16 protein-coding genes and 1 tRNA gene are annotated in these 24,062 nt (G+C 61.7%); 12 read left to right on the top strand and 5 right to left on the bottom strand.

Going from position 1 to position 24,062, the window contains the following annotated elements; all coding sequences use genetic code 11:
- Positions 1-66: 66 nt before the first annotated feature.
- Positions 67-558, bottom strand: coding sequence for a hypothetical protein (locus DWW73_RS03815; protein WP_117648206.1), 492 nt, complete (start codon positions 556-558; stop codon positions 67-69).
- 11 nt (positions 559-569) lie between these two features.
- Between DWW73_RS03815 and DWW73_RS03820 the strand changes: the two genes are divergently transcribed.
- The gene (locus DWW73_RS03820; protein ID WP_117778803.1) at positions 570-1,139 is read left to right on the top strand and encodes a hypothetical protein; all 570 of its coding nucleotides are present in this window, start codon (positions 570-572) and stop codon (positions 1,137-1,139) included.
- A gap of 319 nt (positions 1,140-1,458) precedes the next feature.
- Here the strand turns inward: DWW73_RS03820 and DWW73_RS03830 are convergent, their stop codons facing one another.
- The gene (locus DWW73_RS03830) at positions 1,459-2,145 is read right to left on the bottom strand and encodes a DUF5710 domain-containing protein (protein ID WP_117778804.1); all 687 of its coding nucleotides are present in this window, start codon (positions 2,143-2,145) and stop codon (positions 1,459-1,461) included.
- Positions 2,146-2,480: 335 nt separating this feature from the next.
- Positions 2,481-2,555: transfer RNA gene (locus tag DWW73_RS03835), tRNA-Val, on the bottom strand.
- A 289-nt stretch (positions 2,556-2,844) separates the two neighbouring features.
- Here DWW73_RS03835 and DWW73_RS03840 point away from each other — a divergent pair.
- From DWW73_RS03840 to glmM, 3 genes are all read left to right on the top strand, one after another.
- Positions 2,845-3,867, top strand: coding sequence for a DMT family transporter (locus tag DWW73_RS03840; protein ID WP_199413459.1), 1,023 nt, complete (start codon positions 2,845-2,847; stop codon positions 3,865-3,867).
- 149 nt (positions 3,868-4,016) lie between these two features.
- Positions 4,017-6,329, top strand: coding sequence for a DUF4012 domain-containing protein (locus tag DWW73_RS03845; protein ID WP_117778805.1), 2,313 nt, complete (start codon positions 4,017-4,019; stop codon positions 6,327-6,329).
- Positions 6,330-6,412: 83 nt separating this feature from the next.
- Positions 6,413-7,744: a phosphoglucosamine mutase gene (gene glmM, locus DWW73_RS03850; protein ID WP_117637400.1), complete on the top strand. Its 1,332-nt coding sequence runs from the start codon at positions 6,413-6,415 to the stop codon at positions 7,742-7,744.
- Positions 7,745-7,949: 205 nt separating this feature from the next.
- Here the strand turns inward: glmM and DWW73_RS03855 are convergent, their stop codons facing one another.
- On the bottom strand, positions 7,950-9,524 hold the full coding sequence (locus tag DWW73_RS03855) for a carboxypeptidase M32 (protein ID WP_117736242.1): 1,575 nt from the start codon (positions 9,522-9,524) through the stop codon (positions 7,950-7,952).
- Positions 9,525-10,028: 504 nt separating this feature from the next.
- On the opposite strand from DWW73_RS03855, the gene pheS reads away from it, so the two are divergent.
- From pheS to DWW73_RS03885, 6 genes are all read left to right on the top strand, one after another.
- Positions 10,029-11,105, top strand: coding sequence for a phenylalanine--tRNA ligase subunit alpha (pheS, locus tag DWW73_RS03860; RefSeq protein ID WP_117778806.1), 1,077 nt, complete (start codon positions 10,029-10,031; stop codon positions 11,103-11,105).
- A 163-nt stretch (positions 11,106-11,268) separates the two neighbouring features.
- Positions 11,269-13,722, top strand: a complete 2,454-nt coding sequence (gene pheT / locus DWW73_RS03865) for a phenylalanine--tRNA ligase subunit beta (RefSeq protein ID WP_117778807.1) — start codon at positions 11,269-11,271, stop codon at positions 13,720-13,722.
- Between the two features lie 326 nt (positions 13,723-14,048).
- The gene (gene cbiM, locus DWW73_RS03870) at positions 14,049-15,131 is read left to right on the top strand and encodes a cobalt transporter CbiM (protein WP_117563716.1); all 1,083 of its coding nucleotides are present in this window, start codon (positions 14,049-14,051) and stop codon (positions 15,129-15,131) included.
- Positions 15,109-15,945, top strand: a complete 837-nt coding sequence (locus DWW73_RS03875) for an energy-coupling factor transporter transmembrane protein EcfT (RefSeq protein WP_117778870.1) — start codon at positions 15,109-15,111, stop codon at positions 15,943-15,945. The genes cbiM and DWW73_RS03875 overlap by 23 nt, the downstream gene beginning before the upstream one ends.
- A 46-nt stretch (positions 15,946-15,991) precedes the next feature.
- A complete protein-coding gene (locus tag DWW73_RS03880; RefSeq protein ID WP_233509116.1) occupies positions 15,992-16,762 on the top strand; it encodes an energy-coupling factor ABC transporter ATP-binding protein in 771 nt (256 codons plus the stop codon).
- A gap of 79 nt (positions 16,763-16,841) precedes the next feature.
- Complete coding sequence (locus DWW73_RS03885; RefSeq protein ID WP_117778808.1) at positions 16,842-17,690, top strand: hypothetical protein; 849 nt, start codon at positions 16,842-16,844, stop codon at positions 17,688-17,690.
- Positions 17,691-17,892: 202 nt separating this feature from the next.
- Here the strand turns inward: DWW73_RS03885 and pyk are convergent, their stop codons facing one another.
- Positions 17,893-19,353 carry a pyruvate kinase gene (pyk, locus tag DWW73_RS03890; RefSeq protein ID WP_117634311.1) on the bottom strand — a complete coding sequence of 487 codons (1,461 nt, stop codon included), beginning with the start codon at positions 19,351-19,353 and terminating at the stop codon, positions 17,893-17,895.
- Between the two features lie 442 nt (positions 19,354-19,795).
- On the opposite strand from pyk, the gene DWW73_RS03895 reads away from it, so the two are divergent.
- Positions 19,796-22,477: a cation-translocating P-type ATPase gene (locus tag DWW73_RS03895; protein ID WP_117778809.1), complete on the top strand. Its 2,682-nt coding sequence runs from the start codon at positions 19,796-19,798 to the stop codon at positions 22,475-22,477.
- A gap of 614 nt (positions 22,478-23,091) precedes the next feature.
- Positions 23,092-24,045 (top strand): ribosome small subunit-dependent GTPase A, encoded by a 954-nt coding sequence (rsgA, locus tag DWW73_RS03900; protein WP_199413466.1) that lies wholly within the window; start codon positions 23,092-23,094, stop codon positions 24,043-24,045.
- Positions 24,046-24,062 lie beyond the last annotated feature (17 nt).

Consider the following 24,062-nt stretch of genomic DNA (forward strand, 5'->3'; position numbering starts at 1 on the left):
CCTCGATTGGCGCCCACTAAGGTAAAGCGGTTGTTGCCCAGTCGACGGTGATGCTAAAGACTCGGCTTACGCCGGCATGGCCCCGAACCCGTCCATCAAGAACAGCCTAAGAACCAGCTTGATGACATATCCCGGTTTGATTTCTGCCGTGCCAAAGACGCTGCGCTCGGCGAGCTCGCTGCAGTATGCGTAGATGTCGCGGATAAGGTCCGCGCCCGAAAGCGTAAACATGTAGCCTGCGTCCGAAAGCGCATTGGGCGCGGCGGGCAACTTGGCCATGTGGCAGAACGTTTGCAGGTCGGGCGCCATGGCGTTCTGGTAGTCAAGGTGGCTGCCGTCTTCTTGCGCGGCGAATTCCAGCTGGCGTACTCGATCAAGCGCCGCTGCCAGCACAAAGCTCGGTGTGGGAGCATTGACGTCCTCCGTGCTCGCCACAAGCCTGCCCGCCGCCTGCGTGACAAGCCAAGCGACCTCGCGCTGGCAACGCACGGCCTTGCGCGTAACCGGCTTGATGGACGAAGAAGAAACGCTCCCCTTAGGCGGATTCGAAGCAGCCATAAGACCCTCCCATGAACGACCCGGTCCAACAAGCCCGGATGAAACACGTGCTACATCAGTATACAGGGGAGTGGGGTAGCGGGGTACAAGCGCGCCAGCGGCAAACCGAGAGCATCAACAATGTGCCTCCGCTCTATTTGGACGATGGTACGTGGGTCATTAAGTACTCGGTTCAAGCGTCGGGTACCGTTGGTTTTCGAGACCAGAATTACAACCGTAAAATGCTCAACTGCATGGAATGTGACGTCCCAGTCGGAGTCATATTTGCAACCGAGGTGGGCTATAAGGTGCTCGGCCTTGCGTTTGTTGAGCGGTCCGAGCCCGAAAACGGATGGTTTGTTCTGCACGGTCCTGTTCATAAAGGCGGACCGGACCCTCGTTTTGCGCCCGACATGAGTTATCTGAAGCACATACCCGTCGATATTGAGTTTGCCGGACAGGGTGCGACCGACGATGAAATTTGGCTTTGGCGGTCTTTTACGATCGTGCTGTTTGATCGGATCGCGTGGCGATGCAATCTCGCGCACGCCTGCCGGTGCATGCTCTTCCTGATTTGTATAGCGAGAGGGGAGCGAACGTGAGCTGGCGAGGCGATATTGCGATGGGGAAGTACGGAAAACTGCCGTGCGCCCTTATAGACAACAAAATGTTTCCGAGCGTAGAAGTTGATTGCGGGTCGTTTGTCGTCGCCTGTCCTTGCTGCGGCTCGCAAATACCGTGCCTCGACATTCGGTTCATCGATGCGTGCGACAGACTTAGCGACGAAGTGAGAAAACGGACAGGCGTTCATATGCCGGTGTATCAGGAGAAATGCCCTGTTTGTGGCCTCGATATCGTGTATGACGCCGGCGACGAGGGATAGGTGACGCGGAGGAGCTGGCTGTGAAGACATCTCTGTCCCTATAAATAAACCCCCTCACCGAGCTGCTTGTGGAACTCGGCGTGATGGTCGCGTGCCCAGGTAAAGAGCGCCTGGTCAAAGTCGGTGCGCGTGGTCGGGACGCCAAAAACGCCGGCAACTTCGACGCGCACAAACTCCAGTGCCGGCAGCTTGTTGATGGCAGTGAGGGCAAACGGGGACGAGGGCTCCTCGAACAGATAGCGGCTGCCTTGCAGCGCGTCGCAACTGGTGCACGTGTTGCCGAGCGACGGGGTTTTGGAGGCTCGCGCGCCTACGGGCTTGTAGCCGCAGCGCTTATGAAGGTAGTCGCGGATCTCGCCCGGCGCGCAGCCAAGAGCGGGCACGATGGCGAGTGCGTTGGCGTTGGCCGTGTCGATGGCAATGTGCCCGGCCTTGTTGGGCGCGTGCGCGATGGCGATGCTCTGGTCGTTATCGGTTCGATAGGGAATGCCGAAGGCCGCGACCGAGGTCTCTTTGTGACACTTCCAGCACTCGCGCTTGCCCAGTACTAGATATATATACGGCGCTGAGGGGTCGGATCGGTCAACACCGGGCAGCCACTCGGCAAAGGGCTCGGGGTTGACGCCGCTGGGTACATACCAGATCTTCTTGGTCCGGTCCCATTTGGCGCCCAGCGCCTTGGCTTCTTCTTTGTGCGAAAAGGGGACATCGAGCTCGGTGCGCATGGCGGCTCCTTGGTGCTGCAGGTGCAAGTGGCTCAAGGATACCGCAGGGCGCAGACATCGCGGCGTTTTGCTTAGAAGTTGCGGTGCGGACTGATTGGTTATGCCGATGGATAGATCGGCAAGTAGATGGTCGGCTTTTGGCCAGTTGGGCGGTTGGAGCAGCTTGCGGCGCAGTTTTGTGCCTGGCTATTGTTGATGTTGGGGTATTGAATTTGTTTGGCAGCCATTCGTCAGGTGAATTGATGCTACGTTGCGATGACGGTTGGAACTGCCAGCGGATTTGGCGACATAAAACAAAACAGCCCAGAGGACATAGTCTCTGAGCTGCGAACATATGGTGGGCGTTAGAAGATTTGAACTTCTGACCTCTTCCGTGTCAGGGAAGCGCTCTCCCCCTGAGCTAAACGCCCGATCAAGGGTGCGCAAGCGCGCAAGGGATAATATAACGGAGCCTGAACTCGGTGGCAAGAACATTTTTAAAAATCGCTTACATTGTGGAATTCGGGGGCTTTGTCATATCCATTTCAAAAGAGCCTGCTGCCGCGATTTGACTGTCGCATAATGCAAGGCCATTGCGGTATCGAGCTATGGAAAGACGTCTGCGGAATTGTCCTACCGATAAGCGGACAAGCCTCCAGCTGGTGCCTTCGCCGTGGTAAGGTAAGCCGAATTGTTTCCAGGCTGCTTCGAGGGAATGGAATGAGCAAAGAGCGTGTCGAGCAGGTCGAAGGCGCAGGGGCTTCGGTGCCGATGACCGATATATCGAACATTGATGTGCCCGAGGGCACCGATGAGCTCAGCCGTAGCACCCGCCGCGCTTGGCGCGAGCGCCTGAACAGCGCTTCGACGCGCAAGATGATCACGGGCGTCTTGGCTACGCTGGTGGGCGGTTCGTTTTGGGGCTTCTCGGGCACCAGCGCGAGCTTTCTGTTCGATACCTACCACGTCGACACCTTGTGGCTTATGAGCGTGCGTCAGATTCTCGCCGGTCTACTCTTTATGGCCGTGGTTGTTACGCGCGACCGCGAGCGCCTGATTAAGCTCTGGACCACACCCGCCGATCGCAAGCAGCTGCTGCTCTTTACCGCCTTTGGTCTGCTGTTCAACCAGTTTTGCTATCTTTCGGCCGTGCGCCTGACGAACGCCGGAACCGCGACGGTGCTCCAGTGCCTGCAACTGGTCATCATTATGGGCTACACCTGCGTGATCGACCATCGCATGCCTCGCGTGCGTGAGGCCGTTGGCATTGGGTTGGCCCTGGGCGGCACCTTTTTAATCGCTACCGGCGGCGACCCTACCAGTCTGAGCATATCGCCGCTTGGCCTGGTCGCAGGCCTTATGTGTGCGGTCAGCGCCACGTGTATGGCGGTGATTCCCGCCAAGATCCTGCCCGAATACGGCAGCCCCATCGTCACGGGCTCGGCAATGCTCACGGCGGGCGTGGTCTCGTGCGTCTTCGTGCAGCCTTGGGCGCATATGCCGGCACTCGACGCTGCCGGCGTCGAGGCGCTCGCGGTATTCGTGGTTATCGGCTCGTTTTTTGCTTACATGCTCTATATGCAGGGCGTTAAGGACATCGGCTCGGTGCGTGCGAGCCTCATCGGAACTGTGGAGCCGGTTTCGGCGACCATCACCAGCGCCGTTATGCTGGGCACGGTGTTTTTGCCGACCGACCTTATCGGCTTTTCCATGATCATCGTGATGATGTTCCTCACGGTGTAGCTGGCGCCGCCGCCAAGACAGAAAAGGTGTTGTGCCGCATTTTCGCCAATTGATGTCCGTGTCTGGAGTTTAGCTGTCGATGCTCAAAATGCCATAGACTAGTAACGTTATGGACTTTTTCATTGCGACTCAATTGCGAGGATTTCTTTATGGCTGGTAATCACTTTAAGGGCAGCGATAGCGGCCGTCCTGCAGTTCCGCCGCGTCCGAACGGGGCTGGTAAGGCCGGCACGCCGGGCGGCGCTGGACAGGGCGGTTCCGGTAAGCGCGTGTCCCCGGGCGAGACGGCGATGTTTACCGCTCTGTACGAGCAGTCACAAAAGGCAAAAAAGACCGGCCGTGCAAGAGGGAATGTCTTTGCGGACGGTGCAACCTCCGCGTCGCAGCCGAGCGGGGCTCCTTCGGTACCTGCGAACAACGCAGGTGCTACCAACGCCGCAAATGCCGCCGGCAACGTTAATGCCGGCAAGGCCGCCAACAATACTCCCTCTGCCGGTGGCGCGGGGCTTACGGGTAACCTTGGCACGATTTACACCGGTGCCTCCGAGACTGGCACGTTCGCCCGCCTGGATGATAGCGGTGCCGAGTTTGCGGGCTCGGGTTCCAAGGAAGATTATTACGATTTTGGCTTGAACTACGGTAGCGACGCTTCGTCGAGTTCGACCTCTGACGGTCTGGTCCGTCATCGCCATCGCAAGGGCGAACGCAAAAAGCGTCACACCGGTGCCATTATTGCCGCTGTAGTCGCGGTGCTTCTCGTTGCGCTTGGCGCAAGCGGCTTTATGCTGCTTAACTCGGCAAAGACCGTAAAGAGTGAAGCGAAGGAGGCCGTCGAGATTGTCGGTGGCCTTAAGGACAAGGTCACGTCGGGCGATTTTTCGACGCTGCCTGACGACGCGAAGAAGATTGATGAGCTTTGCGACAGCATGAAGGCGGAGACCTCGAGCCCGCTGTGGACGGCGGCTTCGTTTATCCCGGTGTATGGCAGCGACATCAATGCGGCCCGCACCATGATCGACGCCCTGTCCGATGTCTCGAGCAATGCGCTGGTTCCCATGGCCGATAACCTTTCGCAGGCCACGCCCGGCAAGCTGTTTCAGGACGGCATGATTAACGTGTCCGCGCTGCAGGCGGTCGCCGATTCGCTTTCCAGCAGCTCGAAGGTGTTCAAGAGCGCCAACGAGAAGATCCAGGGCATTGGCGATACTCATATTTCCCAGGTGACCGAGCTGGTCGATAAGGCCAAGGACGGCTTTGCCACCCTCAACGGCGCGGTTGACGCGGCGGAGAAGGTCGCCCCCGTCCTTCCCCAGATGCTCGGCGCCAACGGCCAGACGCGCAACTACCTTGTGTATGCCATGAACAACGTCGAGATTCGTGCCTGCGGCGGCTTTGGCGGTTCGCAGGGCCTGATTTCGGTCACCGACGGCCAGATGTCGATTGGCGAGTTTGTTCCCCGCATTGGACTCAGCGAGGATGAGGCAGTCGAGAGCGTCGACGAAGAGGATGAGGCGCTGTTCGGCAACCACAGTAACCTGTACAACTCGGGCAATACCTATTCGCCTGATTGGCCCCGCAACTCGCAGCGTGTCGCAGCCCTGTGGAAATCTCAATATGGCCAGGACGTCGATGGCGTCATTGGTATCGACCCGGTGTTCCTGCAGTATCTGCTGGGCCTGGTCGGTAACGTGTCGCTGCCCGACGGAACGGTTGTCGACGGCACCAACGCCGCAAAGGTCCTCATGCACGATGTGTACTGGAACTATCCGGTCGAGGAGTCGGACGGCATCTTTGCATCCGTCGCCAGCGCTGCCTTCGACAAGATCCTTGGCGGTATCGGCGATGTCGATGTTACGAAGCTTGTCAGCGCCGTTGAGCGCGGTGCCGAAGAGGGCCGCCTGATCGCGTGGATGAAAAACGATGACGAGCAGAACGCTATCAAGGAGATAAACATCGACGCCTCGCTGCCCGATCCGGATGACCCGAGTGAAGATCCCGTTGCTGGTGTCTACTTTAACAACCTGAGCTTCTCCAAGCTCGACTGGTACCTGAATGCCGATACGCAGATTGGCCAGGGCATCAAGAACGGTGACGGCACATGCTCGTATCGCATCGCCGTTACCCTGACGAACATCATGACGCAGGAGGAGGCCGGCAAGCTGCCCGACTACGTCGCGGCGAGCGCGCCCGATGCCGCGCGCGACGACGAGCGTCTGAATGTCTCGTTGTTTGCCCCGACGGGCGGCAACATTACTGATCTGACCGTCGAGGGCACCCAGTTTGGTCTTGGCGCCGCTACGTGGCATGGAATCCCCTTCTATTCGGGCACCGTTGACCTGCATGCTGGCGAGACGACGACGATCACATATACGCTGACCACGTCAGCCGAGGCGGGGGACAAGCCGCTTACGCTGCGTCAGACTCCTACATGCCAGGCGGCTCGCGACAGCGCGTCGGCGTAGGGTTTTTCTGGTAGCGCAGATAATCGAGTACCATTTTGGGGCGGACAGGCAATCTGTTCGCCCCTATTTTGTAAGGAGAGCGCATGAAGTACTTTGGCACCGACGGCTTTCGCGGTGAGGCTAACGTTGGGCTGACGGTAGAGCACGCTTATAAGATTGGCCGTTTTGTGGGCTGGTATTACGGCGCCAACCGCGAGCGCAAGGCGCGCGTCATCGTGGGTAAGGACACGCGTCGCTCGAGTTATATGTTTGAGGCGGCGCTGGTGAGCGGCTTGGTCGCGAGCGGCGCGGACGCCTATATGCTGCACGTGATCCCCACGCCGGGCGTAGCGCATCAGACCGTGGAAGGCTGCTTCGATTGCGGCATCATGATCAGCGCGAGCCACAACCCGTTTTGCGATAACGGCATTAAGCTCGTCAATAGCGACGGTTTTAAGATGGACGAGGACGTACTGGAGCTCATCGAGGACTACGTCGATGGCAAGAGCGAGGTGCCGCTGGCCACGGGCAACCACATCGGCGCCACGGTGGACTACATGCAGGGCCGCAACCGCTACATTGCCTCGCTCATCGCCAGCGCGAACTTTTCGTTACAGGGCGTCAAGATCGGCATCGACTGCGCCAACGGCTCGGCGTCCTCGGTGGCCAAGCCGGTGTTCGACGCGCTGGGCGCCGACGTGCGCGTGATCAATGCCGCGCCTGATGGTTTTAACATCAACGTCGACTGCGGCTCCACGCATATGGAGCGTCTGCAGCGCCACGTGGTGGAGCAGGGCCTGGACGTGGGCTTTGCCTACGACGGCGATGCCGACCGCTGCCTGGCCGTGGACGAGCGCGGCCGCGTGGTCGATGGCGACCAGATCCTGTACGTGTGCGGCGTGTACCTGAACAAGCACGGTCGCCTTTCGGGCGGTACCGTGGTTCCGACGATTGCCAGCAACTTTGGCCTGATCAAGTCGTTGGAGCTTGCCGGCCTAAGTGCCGTGACCAGCGGTGTGGGCGACCGTCACGTGTATGCCAAGATGCGCGAGGGCGGTTACAGCCTAGGCGGCGAGCAGACGGGCCATACGATCTTTGGCGATATCGAGCGCACGGGCGACGGCATTATGACCTCGCTGCGCGTGATGGAAGTGATCCGCGCCGAGCGCGAGACGCTCTCGCAGCTCACGGCTCCGTGCAAGCTGCTGCCGCAGGCGCAGGTGGCCGTGCGCGTGGCGGACAAGGACGCCGCGCTCGAGAACATGGGCGTGCAGAACGCCATCGCCGAGGCCGAGGCTGCGCTGGCAGGCGAGGGCCGCGTGCTCGTACGCAAGAGCGGAACCGAGTCGGTTATCCGCGTGCTGGCCGAGGCGCCCGACCAAGCATCCGCCGATGCCGCCATGAAGCGCATCGCCAACGCACTCGAGGCTCTGTAGTTACGCGGTTTTACCAAACCGCGTAACTGCTCGACGCTGCAAACGCCCCTAAGCGGCAATCTGACGTTCAATTTCAAGGGCGCGACCAGAAGGTCAGCGCCCTTTCATTTCACGTCGCCTTGCTCGCTTAGGGTCGTTTTCGCTGACGTTGCCAAGACATTGGCGTCAACATGGTTGGCGTTGGCGATGGCGTGCTGGTCAATCCTTACAACTCGTACAGCGTGGTGAACTTGTCCTGCAGGTAGCTGCAGTAGTAGCGGGCGTCAAAGGCCATGCCGCAGGCGCCCTTGATGAGCTCCGGCGCGTCTTTGGCGCGACCCCACTGCCAAATGTGCTCGCCCAGCCACGCGCGAACGGGTGACAGATCGCCACTCGCGCAGGCACCGGTAAGGTCGACGCCGTCGCGGCACATGGCCGGCACAAACATGGCGTCGTAGGCGCTGCCCAGCGCATAGGTGGGGAAGTAGCCAAACGAGCCGCCGCTCCAGTGCGTGTCCTGCAGACAACCGCGCGTGTCGTCGGGAACGGGAAGGCCCAGGTACTCGTCCATAAAGCGGTTCCAAAGCGCGGGGATGTCCTTGGCCGTGGCCTCGCCGGCAAACAGCATGCGCTCAATCTGGTAGCGCACCATAATATGCAGCGGGTAGGTGAGCTCGTCGGCTTCGGTGCGGATCAGCGACGGCTGCGCAATGTTCACGGCGCAGTAGAGCGTGTCCTCGTCCACGTCGCCGTAGACCTCGGGCGCGTGACGGCGCAGTACCTGCAGCAGCGGTCCCATAAAGGCGCGGCTGCGGCCCACGGTGTTCTCAAAGAAGCGGCTCTGGCTCTCGTGGATGCCCATGGAAGTGCCGCCCTCCAGGCACGTGCGCGCATAAGCCGGATTGACGCCCAGCTCGTACATGGCATGTCCCGCCTCGTGGATGATGCTGTAGACGTTGGAGATGCAGTCGTCTTCGTAGATGTGCGTCGCGATGCGCGCATCACCCACGGCAAAGCCCTCGCTAAACGGGTGCTCAGTAAAGGCAAGCGTGGTGTCGTTCAGGTCCAGGCCGACGAGCTTCATAAGGTCGAAGCTCATGGCGCGCTGGGCAGCCTCGGGCACGCGGGCGTGCAAAAAGTCGGCAGCTGGCTGCTGGCCGCGCTCGCCGATGGCGTGCACGAGCGGAACGACCGTGGCCTTGACCTCATCGCAAAACGCGTCGAAGCTCTTGGCGGAAAGGCCACGCTCGTACTGGTCGAGCCAAACATCGTATGGGTCGCGCTTGGGGTCCATGAGCTCGGCCTGATGCTTAAGCTGGCCGACGATTCTATCCACATAGGGCTCAAAGCTCGCCCAGTCATTGGCCGTCTTGGCCTTGTGCCACACGGCGTCGGCCTCGCAGGTGAGCCTGGTCCAGGCCTCGGCCTCCTCGGTGGGAATGGCGCTTGCCTCGCGCTGGTCGCGGCCGAGCACACGGATCTCGTCGAGCAGCTGCGGGTCGTCGATCTTGCCTCCGGAGACGGTCTCGCGTGCCAGCGAGCGCACAAGTTCGACAGACTTTTCGCTGGTCAGCAGCTTGTGATGCTCGCCGGCAAGGGTGCCCATGGCATCGGCGCGGGCCGCGGCGCCGTTGGCGGGGGCAATGGTCGCGCCATCGAACTCGGCAATCTTGAGCAGGTACTCGCGGGTCCACAGTTTGCCCTCGAGCTTGCGGAATTTTTTGACGGCCTTATCGACCTTCATGCCTTTGGATGTCTTGCCCGCTGCGGGCTCGGCCTTCTTATCGAGTTTCTTTCCCATACCATATCCTTGATCTCGTGAGCCGGGCGCTTCGGGTGGGCGCGCGGCCAGTTTGCACAGCTACCTGCCTTGTACCCAGCACGAACAAAACGGAACGCGGCGATACGCCCACACAATGTGGTATCCTGTAGCCCAATGCGTTGACGGAGAGGGTTTTGCCCGCCGCGTCGCCGGCAAGAGAGGGAAGGTCATGGGCTGCAAGCCTTCCTGCGGTGACAAGGGCCAAGCGTTCACTCCCGAGCAGCGACCTCAACGGGCACGCGGCCAGCGGCGGCGAAGCCCCAGTAGGGAAGCCGTGAGCCTCGCGATAAGGGGCGCAGAGTGGGCACGGCGGGCCAGACATCCGCCGCGTCAAACAAGGTGGTACCGCGGAATTCAACCGTCCTTGGGCAATGCACATGCCCGAGGGCGGTTTTTTGTTACCGAACCGGGCCGCGTTTTCGCAACGTCAGGCGGCGGTAGTCGCCTCGGCAAGCGGGGAGCGCGAGAGACGAAAGGGAAGACATGAGTCTGATTGATGATCTGGTCAAACTCGAGGAAGAGGCCAAGGAGCTCGTCGCAGGCGCCGACGACGCCGAGAAGCTCGAGGCCGCGCGCGTCGCGCTGCTCGGCCGCAAGGGCCGCATCACCGGCCTGATGCGCATGATGGGCAAGCTCGCTCCCGAGGATCGCCCCGTCATGGGCAAGCGCGCCAACGAGATGCGTCAGCTGATCGAGGGCATGCTCGACGAGCGCAACACCGAGATGAAGGCCGCCGCCCTCAAGCGCGCACTGGAGCACGACGCCGTCGACATCACGCTGCCGGGCATCCGTCCGCAGATCGGCCACCAGCACCTGATCAAGCAGATTATCGAGGAGGCCGAGGACATCTTCTGCGGCATCGGCTACACCGTCGAGTCCGGTCCCATGGTCGACACCTCCTACTACAACTTCACCGCGCTCAACGCCCCCATGGATCACCCGAGCCGCTCGGCCCGCGATACCTTCTACGTGGTCGACAATAACCCCGGCAGCGTCGCGCACCCCGAGGCCCACGCCCACGGCGAGTCCGACGTGCTGCTGCGCACCCAGACTTCGGGCGTGCAGATCCACACCATGGAGTCGCAAAAGCCGCCCATCTACATGATTTGCCCGGGCACCGTCTACCGTCCCGACACGGCCGATGCCTGCCACCTTCCGCAGTTCAACCAGATCGAGGGTCTGGTCGTCGACGAGGGCATTACCTTTGGCGACCTTAAGGGCACGCTCGACTACTTTGTTAAGTGCATGTTTGGCGAGGATCGCAAGACGCGTTACCGCCCGCACTTCTTCCCCTTCACCGAGCCCAGCTGCGAGGTGGACGTGAGCTGCCACGTGTGCGGCGGCAAGGGCTGCAACTTCTGCAAGCACAGCGGCTGGATCGAGATCTTGGGCTGCGGCATGGTCGACCCCAACGTCCTGATCAACTGCGGCATCGACCCCGAGAAGTACACCGGCTTCGCCTTTGGTATTGGCGCCGAGCGCGTCGCGGCCCTGCGCTACGACCTGCCGGACCTCAGAACGCTCATGACGGGCGATATGCGCTTCCTGAACCAATTTTAGGCTTGCCCAGGCACCCCATCTTGGCGTTCAAACCGTCGCTCGCGTACCTTTAGTACGCGTCGCTCCTCTTTCACGCCAACCTGGGGCACCTGGACAACCCTAAGGCGAACGTCTTCATTTGATATTTCCTCCCTATGCGGAGATTAAGAACTAGGAGAGCTACATGCGCGTTTCTTACGACTGGCTCAAGACCATGATCGATATTCCGGAGGATCCCAAGACCCTTTCGGACGAATATATCCGTACCGGCACCGAGGTCGAGGCGATCGACACCGTGGGCGAGTCCTTCGACCACGTGGTGACTGCCAAGGTGCTCACCAAGACCCCGCACCCCGATAGCGACCATATGTATGTGTGCTCGGTCGACGTGGGTGACAAGAATCTCGACGCCGACGGCAACCCCGCTCCGCTGCTGATCGTCTGTGGCGCGCAGAACTTCGAGGCCGGCGACCACATCGTCACGGCCATGATCGGCGCCGTGCTTCCCGGCGACGTCAAAATCAAGAAGAGCAAGCTCCGCGGCGTCGTGTCCATGGGCATGAACTGCTCCGCACGCGAGCTCGGCCTGGGCGGCGACCACTCCGGCATTATGATCCTGCCCGAGGATACGCCCTGCGGCATGCCGTTTGCCGAGTACGTGGGTTCGAGCGACACTGTGCTCGACTGCGAGATCACGCCCAACCGCCCCGACTGCCTGTCCATGATCGGCATGGCCCGCGAGACCGGCGCCATCTTCGACCGCGATTTCCACGTTGAGCTGCCCGCCATCAAGGCCGAGACCGGCCGCGCGACCGACGACGAGCTTTCCGTCGAGATTGCCGACGAGGGCCTGTGCGACCGCTACGTCGCCCGCATCGTACGTAACGTGAAGGTCGGCCCCTCGCCCGACTGGATGGTCAAGCGCCTTAACGCCCTGGGCGTGCGCCCGCACAACAACATCGTCGACATCACCAACTATGTGATGATGCTCACCGGTCAGCCGCTGCACGCCTTTGATCTGGACACCTTTGCCGAGCGCGATGGCCACCGTCGCGTGGTGGTTCGCGCCGCCCAGCAGGACGAGAAGTTTACGACGCTCGATGGCGAGGAGCGCGTGCTCGACGCCGGCATGGGCCTCATCACCGACGGCGAGCGCCCCGTGGCGCTGGCCGGCGTTATGGGCGGCATGGATTCCGAGATCGAGGACGACACCGTCGACGTGATGGTCGAGAGCGCCTGCTTTAACGCCGGCCGCACCTCGCACACCAGCCGTGACCTGTCGCTGATCTCCGACGCCTCCATTCGCTTTGAGCGCCAGGTTGACGAGACTGGCTGCGTGGATGTCGCCAACGTTACCTGCGCGCTCATCGAGGAGATCGCCGGCGGCGAGGTTGCTCCCGGCTATGTCGATGTTTTCCCCGCGCCCAAGACCATCGACAGCATCAAGCTGCGCCTGGCCCGCGTGCATGCCATCTGCGGTGCCGACATCGAGCCCGATTTTATCGAGCGTTCGCTTACCCGTCTGGGCTGCACCGTCGAGCGCGACGGCGAGGACTTTATGGTTACCCCGCCGAGCTTCCGTCCCGACCTGCCGCGCGAGATTGACCTGATCGAGGAGGTCCTGCGCCTATGGGGCATGGGCCGTGTGACGGCGACCATCCCGGCTGCCAAGAACCACATCGGCGGCCTGACCCGCGAGCAGAAGCTCACCCGCAAGGTCGGCGAGATCCTGCGCGCCTGCGGCCTCAACGAGACCACGACCTTTGGCTTTGCCGCCCCGGGCGACCTGGAGAAGATCGGCATGCCCACCGAGGGTCGCGGCTGCCCCGTGGTGCTCATGAACCCGCTGGTGGCCGAGCAGACCGAGATGCGTCGTTCGCTGCTGCCGGGCCTGCTGCAGTCCGTGGCCTACAACGAGGCGCACGGTACGCCCAACGTGCACCTGTACGAGGTCGGCAGCCTGTTCCACGGTCGCGAGAACGCCAGCCTGCCCAAGGAGACCAAGTCCGTCGCGGGTGTGCTCTCGGGCCAGTGGAGCGAGCAGTCTTGGAACATGAAGTACCGTAAACTGCGTTTCTTCTTTGGCAAGGGTATCGTCGAGGAGCTGCTCGCCCAGCTGCGCATCGAGAAGGTTCGCTTCCGTCCCGTCGAGGGCGAGGGCTATGCCTTTTTGCAGCCGGGTCGTGCGGCCGAGGTTCTGTCCGGCGGCACCGTGCTGGGTTGGGTCGGCGAGATCCACCCCGAGGCGCGCGAGGCCTGCGGCATCGACGAGGTTGTCGTTGCCTTTGAGCTTGACCTGGACAAGCTGATCAAGGGCGCCCGCAACCAGGAGAACTACCGCGAGTTCTCGCAGTACCCGGCCGTTGAGCACGACCTTGCCATTGTGGTCGACAATGCCGTGACCTGCGAGGATCTTGAGCGCCGTATTACCAGCGCCGGCGGCAAGCTGCTCGAGGGCGTGCGCCTGTTCGATGTCTACCGCGATCCGGTTCGTATCGGCAAGGGCAAGAAGTCCATGGCCTTTGCGCTCACGTATCGCTCGGACGACCACACGCTTACTAGCGAAGAGGTCGAGAAGGCGCACCAGAAGATCGTCACCAAGGTGTGCAAGGGCGTAAACGGCGAAGTCCGCTCGTAATCTTTGCTGTTCGGAACCCGCCCCCTGCGGGGTTTTCACGGCAACGTCCTCGCCACTTCGCGGCTGCGGGATGTTGCCTTAGAAAACCCCTCTCGGGGGCGGGTTCCTGCGTTAACCTTGTTGCGAGCGGATCGCACCTTCTTCCGGGTGACCGGAAAGTTGGGAGTGCATGGGCCCTTTATTGGGCGGTGCGTGGACCTGGGCTAATAACGTACGTATTGCAAGGGCGTGCTGCGTTGTGGGCGGTGCGCCTTTTTGTTAGTATGCAGAGTCGGTGTTACGGATTGTTGGAAACGTAACACACAACGTTCTGATTGAGAGGGCTCATGCATATTCCCGATAATTATCTGTCCCCGCAGACCGATGCCGTTATGGCGGTGGCGATGGTGCCCGTATGGGTTCACTGCATCAAAAAGGTGCGCGCCACGCTCGATCGCGAGCATATGGCGTTCCTGGGCATCTGCGCCGCATTCTCCTTCTTGCTCATGATGTTCAACGTTCCGCTGCCCGGCGGTACCACTGGTCACGCCGTCGGCGGCGCACTCATCGCGCTGCTGCTGGGCCCCGAGGCCGCGGCTATCGCTGTCTCGGTCGCTCTGGCGCTGCAGGCGCTGCTGTTTGGCGACGGCGGCGTTCTGTCGTTTGGCGCCAACTGCTTTAACATGGCCTTTGTGCTGCCGTTTGTCGCTGCTATCGTGTTCCGTGCGCTCAACAGCCGTCTGCACGACAAGAGCTGGGGCACCTCGGTTTCTGCCATCGTGAGCGGTTGGGTCGGCCTGTGCCTGGCGGCCCTGTGCGCGGCAATCGAGTTTGGTATTCAGCCGATGCTCTTCACCAACGCTTCGGGCGCCCCTCTGTACTGCCCCTTCCCGCTGTCCGTGGCTATTCCGGCCATGTTGATCCCGCATATGCTGGTTGCCGGCGTGATCGAGGGCGTGGCGACGGCCGCCATCTACGGCTTCATTAAGAAGACGGCGCCGAGCATTATCGTCGGCCCCGAAGCCGCCGATGGCCAGCTTGCCGCCGATGGTACCGCCAAGAAGACTTCCCTGATTCCCACGCTCATTCTGGTCGCCGTGCTTGTCGTGGCTACGCCGCTCGGCTTGCTCGCCACCGGTGACGCCTGGGGTGAGTGGGACGCCGAGGGCGCCGCGACCGCCGTTCAGGAGGCTGGCGACGACAGCCTGCAGGCTTCGGTCGGCCTCGACACCCCGACCTTTGCCGACGCCCTGCCCACGGGCGATTATCTGCAGGCCTATTCCGAGGAGCAGGGCCTTGGCTTTGCCGGCCAGGCTGCGATGTATATTCTTTCGGGCGTGATTGGCGTGGCGGTGCTCACCATCACATTCCGCCTGGTCTCGCTGACGGTCAAGGAAAGCGGTGCTCATGGCAATAGCCGAGCTGCCTAGTTGGCTTGCGGCCGAGGAGCGATATGAGCCCGTGGGGGCTCGGCATCGTGTGATGCAAAAGAATGTCCTGCACCTGGCGAGCCTGCTTGAGCGGGTTCGCCTGGGTGGAGGCGCGAACGAGGGCGGGTCGATGGTCGACCGCGCCCTTTCTTGCGTTTCGGCTCCGGTGCGCCTGGTGGGGATGTTCGTCTGCGTTCTGTGCGTGTGTCTGACGCAAAGCCCGCTGTACCTGATGTTGATGGCGGCGATCGCGTTGGTGCTGGTCGCGGTGCGCCCCGTACGCGGGCTGCGCGCTACCTTTGTGCCGGCGTTGGCTGCCGCGGGGTTTGCCGTGGTTCTGGCGCTGCCTGCCCTGCTGCTGGGTGCTTCTGCCACGGGCGCCATGCTCAAGATTGCACTCAAGACGTTCATTAACGTGTCGCTGGTGCTGGGTGTTTCGTGGACGCTCACCTGGAGCCGCATGTCGGCGGCGCTTAAGATGCTGCACCTGCCCGACGAGGTCATCTTTACTATCGATATGGCGCTCAAGCATATCGAGGTGCTGGGACGCACGGCGCACGATCTGTGCGAATCGGTCATGCTGCGCAGCGTCGGTTCCGCGCCTGCGGGTTTTTCGCGCACCGACTCGCTGGCGGGTATCATGGGCATGACGTTTATCAAGGCGATGGAGTGCAGCCGCGCGATGGACGAGGCTATGCTTTGCCGCGGCTTTGCCGGCGTGTATCCGGCGCCTGCACGCGCCGGGTTTGGCTGGCGCGATGCGGTCTATGCGGCCGGCGTGGTTCTGCTCGCCGTGTTGTGCGCGGTGCTGTAGGCGCTGCTGGTTCCGGCTGGGGATGCAACTAGGGAAGGGCGACGTTTTGACGATCGATATGAATAGTGCGGCGGGCACGAACGGTGCGGGCGGCGCCGAGGCCACGCCGCTCATCGAGCTGCGCGACGTGGTGTTCTCCTATGCGGGCCATACGGTTGTCGATGGTGTGTCGCTGCAGGTCGATCGTGGTGAACTCGTTGCCCTGCTCGGTCCCAACGGCTGCGGTAAGACGACGATTATGCGCCTTATTAACGGCCTTGAACTCGCGGACGCAGGGGCATACCTGTTTGACGGGCACGCGATCGACGCGGCGTTTCTAAAGGATTCCGCGGCCGCTCAGCGTTTTCATCAGCGCGTAGGTTTTGTGTTTCAAAATGCCGACGCCCAGCTGTTCTGCGCTACGGTGGGCGAGGAAGTTGCTTTTGGTCCCGCGCAGATGGGGCTGCCGGCAGACGAGCTCGAGCGCCGCGTGCGCGATGCCATGGAGCTGTTCCAGGTTGCCGATCTGGTCGATGCCTCGCCCTATCAGCTTTCGGGCGGGCAAAAGAAGCGCGTGGCGCTGGCTGCCGTCGTGTCGATGAACCCCGATATCCTGGTGCTCGACGAGCCTACCAACGGACTTGACGAGGACTCGTGCGACATCGTGGTCAACTTTCTACTGGCCTATGTTGCTGCCGGTAAGACGGTCTTGATGAGCACGCACCATCAGGATTTGGTACGACGCCTGGGTGCCCGCGCCATCTATATCGATCGATATCACCATGTGGTCGAGGCGCCGGTGTCTTCGTATGGAACCGAGAGCGGCGCTGCGGAATAGTTGCTGCGTAGAGCGTGCGTAGCGGCCCGCGCGGCTTTGCCGTGATGGTATAGTTATCCAGGTTTTTATGGGGGTGGCTATGCCAAGCTGGAACATTCATATCGCTCAGACGGAGCGTTTGCTGGAGTGCACCGGCGCGCTTGCCAATAGCGTGCGCGACCGCAATGCCTTTTTGTTTGGCTGCGTGGTTCCGGATATCTTCGTGGGCTATATGGTCCCTGGTATCGCTGATCCCATTCCGTATCGCATTACGCACTTTGCAAACCCCGAGCCTATCCCTAAGCCGCGCGAGCACGAGTTCTGGGATACCTATGTGGCGCCGCTGCTCAAAGGGGCGTCTGTTGGTACGCCGGCTGCCGCGACCTCGATCGCCGAGGAGCGCGAGCGACTCAATCGGGTGCATTATCCCCAACGCTACAAGGACGCCGAGCCGGTTGCTGGTCCCGGTGCTAGCGAGCTTTCGCTCGCGCCCGGTGACGTGGCGCAGTCGCTGCTCGATTTGACGCTGGGCGTCTGGTCGCATCTGGTGGCGGATACCGTATGGAATACGCGCGTGAATCAGTACCTGGAGGCGCACGGCGGCAAGCCGTGCGAGGAATTCCGCATTAAAAAGCAAGGCGACTTTGACTGGTTTGGCAAGACGCTGGGCATCGTTTCCATTCCGCGTGCGACCGATCGCCTCTATACCGCTGCGACGCGTTTTGGGCAGTATCCCATCCATAAAGAATATGTGCTCAAGACTATCGGCGTCATGCACGAGATTGTACGCGAAAACCCCGGCGAGCCCGATCATCCGCCGTATCGCCTGCTAACCGAGGAGTTTTTCGATGCAACGTTTACCGAGGTCATCGAGCTAACCGAGGCGGGATTTGCGGTTCGCGTTGCTGCTTCTGACGTTCCCGCAGTCCCCCTGATCGCTAGCTGCTAGCCGGCCGGCTTAACGGTGAACAGTTCATCCCAATTGACCAACAGCTCCCGTCGCAGGGCATATTCGGTGGTACGCTCGACATCGGAAAGGTTCGCGACTGAACACAAATCGATGATGCGGCATACGAAGAAGGTCTAAAAAAGGGCCCGGAAGGCAATGCCTTCCGGGCCCTTTGCAATGCAAATCTGCTTGCAAGTGCGATTTAGCGCACCTGAGCGACGTAAGCGACGTTGGTCGAGGAGACCTTGTCCTCGAGCTGGACGCTCATGCGGGGATCGCCGGCGGTGGCGACGGTCAGGTCGCCGGCCTCGACGTAGCCGAGCTCCTTAGCGGTCTCAATCGCCTTGACGATCGTGCCGTTGACGGTACCCTGGGTAATCTCGGCTTGGTGCGGGATAACGCCCCAGTACATGATCATCTGCTGGACGGCCCACTCGTGGCGGGAGAACGCGCAGATCGGCATGTTGGGACGGAAGTGCGAGATCAGGCGAGCGGTACGACCGGTGGTCGTCGGCACGGTGATGCACTTGGCGCCAACGGTGGTGGCCATGTTCACAGCGGACATACCCACAACGTTGTTGACGACGCGGGTGCCGTGAGCATCGGCCGGAACCTCGAGCGGAGCGTGGGCCGGGAGGTACTTCTCGGTCTCGAGAGCAATGCTGGCCTGCATCTTGACGGCCTCGACCGGGTACTTACCGGCAGCGGACTCGCCGGACAGCATGACGGCGTCGGTGCCGTCATAAATGGCGTTAGCAACGTCGGCAACCTCGGCGCGCGTCGGGCGCGGGTTCTGCTGCATGGAGTCGAGCATCTGCGTAGCGGTGATAACGGGCTTGTAGGCCGCGTTGCACTTGGCGATGATCTCCTTCTGGATGTGCGGAACGAGCTCGGGCTTGATCTCGATGCCCAGGTCGCCACGGGCGACCATGATGCCGTCGGAAGCCTCGAGAATCTCGTCGAAGTTCTCGACGCCCAAGGCGCACTCGATCTTCGGGAAGATCGTCACGTGCTCGCCGCCGTTCTCGCGGCAAAGCTCGCGGATGCCGCGGACGGACTCGCCGTCACGGATGAAGGAAGCGGCGATGTAGTCGATGTTCTCGGTCAGGCCAAAGAGGATGTCCTGACGATCGCGCTCGGTGATGGCGGGCAGCGAGATGTTGACGTTGGGCATGTTGACGCCCTTGCGCTCGCCGATCAGGCCGTCGTTCTTAACGACGCAGGTCATGTCCTGGCCACTGACGGACTCGACCTCGAGGGCAACCAGGCCGTCATCGATCAGGATGAGGGAGCCCTTCTCGACCTCGGAAGGCAGAGCCAGGTAGTCGAGGGAGATGTGCTCAGCGGTGCCGTGGAAATCCTCGGACGTGGGCTGAGCGGTGACGACGATCTTATCGCCGGTCTTGACGGCAACCTTCTTGCCGTCGACCAGAAGGCCGGTGCGGACCTCGGGGCCCTTGGTGTCGAGCAGGATGCCGACAGGCAGACCGAGCTCCTTGGAAATACGGCGGACGCGCTCGATGCGACCGTGGTGCTCGTCGTAGGAGCCGTGCGAGAAGTTAAAACGGGCGACGTTCATGCCCGCCTTGATCATCTCGCGGATGGTCTCGTCGCTATCGCAGGCGGGACCCATGGTGCATACAATCTTAGTGCGCTTGTACATTCAGACCTCCATCTGACATCGTCTTGCGCTGATAGATAAACCATAAGAAATAAAACCGAGATGATTATAACGAAATGCCGACCGAATACCCCAAAAAATCGACCGTATGCCGAAATGGAAGTTCATTTTTTGCGGGAAAAACGGTATATGAAAAATCTTTACCAACCACTCCAAGCGCTGCTATCTGGGCGATATGTCAGTTTGGCGATGTGCCGAAGAAAAAACGTTTTACCAATGTTGAGCATCACACGGTCTGCACCGTTGCGTGCGGACCATATTTCCAAACCGATTGTTTTGGCTAGACGCGTCGCTTTGGGGTACCATAGCTCCACTATCAACTGCCGCTCAGCACGGCAGCCTTGATGAGCCCTTGCCCTTCTCCTGGGAATTATGATCGGGCATCAATCTGCTGAGTGGCCCGAATCCCAGGAGGGGACTCTATATGCAAAAGGAATACCTGTCCGCCGCGGCGGAGGTGCTCAGCGACCAAGGCGTCGATGAGAACCTCGGCCTGAGCAACGACGAGGCGTCGTCGCGCCTCGCCAAGACAGGCCCTAACAAGCTCGAGGAAGCCGAGAAGACGCCGCTGTGGAAGCGTTTCTTTGAGCAGATGGCCGACCCCATGGTCATCATGCTGATCGTTGCCGCCGTCATCAGCGCCCTCACGGGCATGGTCAAGGGCGAGCCCGACTTTGCCGATGTCGCCATCATCATGTTCGTCGTTATCGTCAACTCGGTGCTGGGCGTGGTCCAGGAAGCCAAGAGCGAGGAGGCCCTCGAGGCCCTGCAGGAGATGAGCGCGGCGCAGTCCAAGGTGCTGCGCGACGGCAAGCTCGTGCACCTGCCGAGCGCCGAGCTCGTGCCCGGCGACGTGATCATGCTCGAGGCGGGCGACTCCGTCCCGGCTGACTGCCGCGTGCTCGAGAGCGCCACGATGAAGATCGAAGAGGCCGCACTCACCGGCGAGTCTGTGCCCGTAGAGAAGCACGCCAACGTGATCGAGCTTGCTGCGGGCACCGATGACGTGCCGCTCGGCGACCGCAAGAACATGTGCTACATGGGCTCCACCGTCGTGTACGGCCGTGGTCGCGCCGTCGTGGTCGGCACCGGCATGGATACCGAGATGGGCAAGATCGCCGGCGCCCTGGCCGAGGCCAAGGAAGAGCTCACGCCGCTGCAGGTGAAGCTCGCCGAGCTCAGCCGCATCCTCACCATTATGGTGATCGTCATCTGCGTCGTGATCTTTGGCGTTGACATCCTCCGCCACGGCGTGGGCAACGTCCTTACCGATCCGACCGCCTTGCTCGACACCTTTATGGTCGCGGTCTCGCTCGCCGTCGCCGCCATTCCCGAGGGCCTGGTCGCCGTCGTGACCATCGTGCTTTCGCTCGGCGTGACCAAGATGGCCAAGCGCCAGGCGATTATCCGCAAGCTCTCTGCCGTCGAGACCCTCGGCTGCACGCAGACTATCTGCTCCGACAAGACCGGCACCCTTACCCAGAATAAGATGACCGTCGTCAAGCACGAGCTCGCCGCGCCCAAGGAGAAGTTCCTGGCCGGTATGGCCCTGTGCTCCGATGCCCAGTGGGACGAGGAGCTGGGCGAGGCCGTGGGCGAGCCGACTGAGTGTGCGCTTGTCAACGACGCCGGCAAGGCAGGCCTCACCGGCCTGACTGCCGAGCATCCGCGCGTGGGCGAGGCCCCGTTTGACTCGGGGCGCAAGATGATGTCCGTGGTCGTCGAGACCCTGGACGGCGAGTACGAGCAGTACACCAAGGGCGCGCCTGACGTGGTGATCGGCCTGTGCACCCACATCTACGAGGGCGATAAGGTCGTCCCCCTGACCGAGGAGCGCCGCGCCGAGCTCGTGGCCGCCAATAAGGCCATGGCCGACGAGGCTCTGCGCGTGCTGGCGCTGGCAAGCCGCACTTACACCGAGGTCCCGAGCGACTGCAGCCCCGCTGCGCTCGAGCACGACCTGGTCTTCTGCGGCCTGTCCGGCATGATTGACCCTGTCCGCCCCGAGGTCGCCGACGCCATCCGCGAGGCCCACGACGCCGGTATCCGCACCGTCATGATCACGGGTGACCATATCGACACCGCCGTGGCCATTGCCAAGCAGCTGGGAATCGTCACCGATCGCAGCCATGCCATCACCGGTGCCGACCTCGATCGCATGAGCGACGAGGAGCTCGACGCGCACATCGAGGACTACGGCGTGTACGCCCGCGTCCAGCCCGAGCACAAGACCCGCATCGTCGAGGCCTGGAAGTCGCGCGATCAGATCGTGGCCATGACGGGCGACGGCGTCAACGACGCCCCGTCCATCAAGCGCGCCGACATCGGCGTGGGCATGGGCATCACCGGTACCGACGTCACCAAGAACGTTGCCGACATGGTGCTTGCCGACGACAACTTCGCCACCATCATCGGTGCCTGCGAAGAGGGTCGTCGCATCTATGACAACATCCGCAAGGTCATCCAGTTCCTGCTTTCGGCCAACCTTGCCGAGGTGTTCTCGGTGTTTATCGCCACGCTCATCGGCTTTACCATCTTCCAGCCGGTGCAGCTGCTGTGGGTGAACCTGGTCACCGACTGCTTCCCCGCGCTCGCGCTTGGCATGGAGGATGCCGAGGGCGACATCATGAAGCGCAAGCCGCGCAACGCCAAGGACGGCGTCTTTGCCGGACATATGGGTCTGGACTGCGTGGTCCAGGGCCTAATCATCACCGTGCTGGTGCTGGCGAGCTTCTTTGTGGGCGTGTACTTTGACATGGGCTACATCCACATCGCCGATATGATCGCCGGCAATGCCGACGAGGAAGGCGTGATGATGGCGTTCATCACGCTCAACATGGTCGAGATTTTCCACTGCTTCAATATGCGCAGCCGTCGTGCGTCGCTGTTCACCATGAAGAAGCAGAACAAGTGGCTGTGGGCTTCCGCCGCGCTGGCGCTGGTGCTGACGGTGATCGTAACCGTGCAGCCGACGCTTGCCGAGATGTTCTTTGGCCCCGTGACGCTTGAGCTCAAGGGTGTTCTTGCCGCGCTGGGCCTGGCCTTCCTGATCATCCCGCTGATGGAGATCTACAAGGCGATCATGCGCGCGGTCGAGAAGGAGTAAGTTAACCTGTCCGGGCCCGCCCCTGCGTGTTTTCTTCTTCGCTGGTCCTCGCGCTTCGCGCTGCGGGATCGCTCAGAAGAAAACACTCCCGGGGTGGGCCCTACGGTATCCTTACTGGCTTTTCTCCCGCGCGGATGAAAAAGGGCTGAGGGAAAGAAGGTGAGCGGCCGAGCAATTGCTCGGCCGCTCGTTTTGAATAAAGGATGTGCCCTTTGGAAACCCCTCTCGGCGGGCGGGCCCTGCGGTGACGTTGCTGACTTTTCTCCCGTGTGGATGATAAAGGCTGAGGGAAAGTGTGTGAGTCGGTCGAGCATTTGCTCGACCGACTCTTTTTTGTGGGAAAATACCTGCTCAGTTGTGATTTGTGGTGCTGGGAGGCGCTTGTGGGCAAGGCTAAGGCTAAAGCGAAGAAAAAGACGACGGGGGCGCGGGCTAAGCGCGATCGTCGTCGGAAGCTCGCGACCGAGGCTCCCGCATCTGCTGAGGAGTTGCTGGCGAGTGTACCGGGGCTTGACGCGCTGCGGGACGTTCCGGCGTTTGATGACCTGCCGGTCGATGAAGCCCAGCAGGCTGCCTTTGATGATTTCTGCGCGCATGCCGAGGAGCCCGAGCAGATGCAGCTTGGCGCCGTGGTGCGCTTGGATCGTGGGTTTCCGCTGGTGGCGACTGCCGACGATACCTTCCGCGCCGAGCATGCCGTGGGATTTGCCAAGTCGCGCGGTGGGGACGAGGTCCTGCTGCCTGCCGTGGGCGATCGTGTGGCGGTGCGCCGCGCTCCCGGGCACGATATGGGCGTGATTGAATGCGTACTGCCGCGCCGTACGAGCTTTGAGCGTTGGCGCGGCCGTGCCCGCGGTGAGCGCCAGGTGCTCTGCTCCAACGTTGACAGCGTGCTGATCGTGCAGGCGCTCGGCGCCGGCGAGGTGCTGCTCGATCGCGTGGCGCGCTCACTGGTGTTGGCGCTCGATTGCGATGCCGAGCCGGTGGTGGTGCTCACCAAGGCCGACCGCTGCGAGGCCGATGAGCTCGAGCGCGATCTGGACCGCGTGCGTCGTCTGGTGGGTCCGGACGTGCGCGTGATCGTGACGTCTTCTGCCGAGGGCCGCGGTCTGGATGAGGTCCGTGCCTGCGTGCCTGCCGGGAGCTGCGCCATGATTCTGGGCGAGTCGGGTGCCGGCAAGTCGACGCTGCTCAATGCACTGCTGGGCCACGATACGTTGGCGACCGGCGGTGTGCGCGAACGCGACGACCAGGGCCGTCACACTACCGTCGCGCGCGTGATGGTGGCGCTGCCGGGCGACGCCGGCGTGATCGCCGATGCCCCGGGTCTGCGCAGTTTGCCGCTCGTGGGTCACGAGCGGGGTCTGGCACGCGCCTTCCCCGAGATTGTCGAGGCATCGCGTGCGTGCCGGTTTGGCGACTGCACGCATACCCACGAACCGGGTTGCGCCGTTCGCGAGGCCGAGGACGCCGGGCAGATCGACGGCCTGCGTCTGGAAACGTTCCAAAATCTGGCGTCATCCATGCGCGTGAGCGCTCAAATGCTCGATCCCGATGTCCATCTGTAATTGAATTTATCTATGAC

Source organism: Collinsella sp. AF16-8 (genome assembly GCF_003462695.1).
Taxonomy (GTDB): domain Bacteria; phylum Actinomycetota; class Coriobacteriia; order Coriobacteriales; family Coriobacteriaceae; genus Collinsella.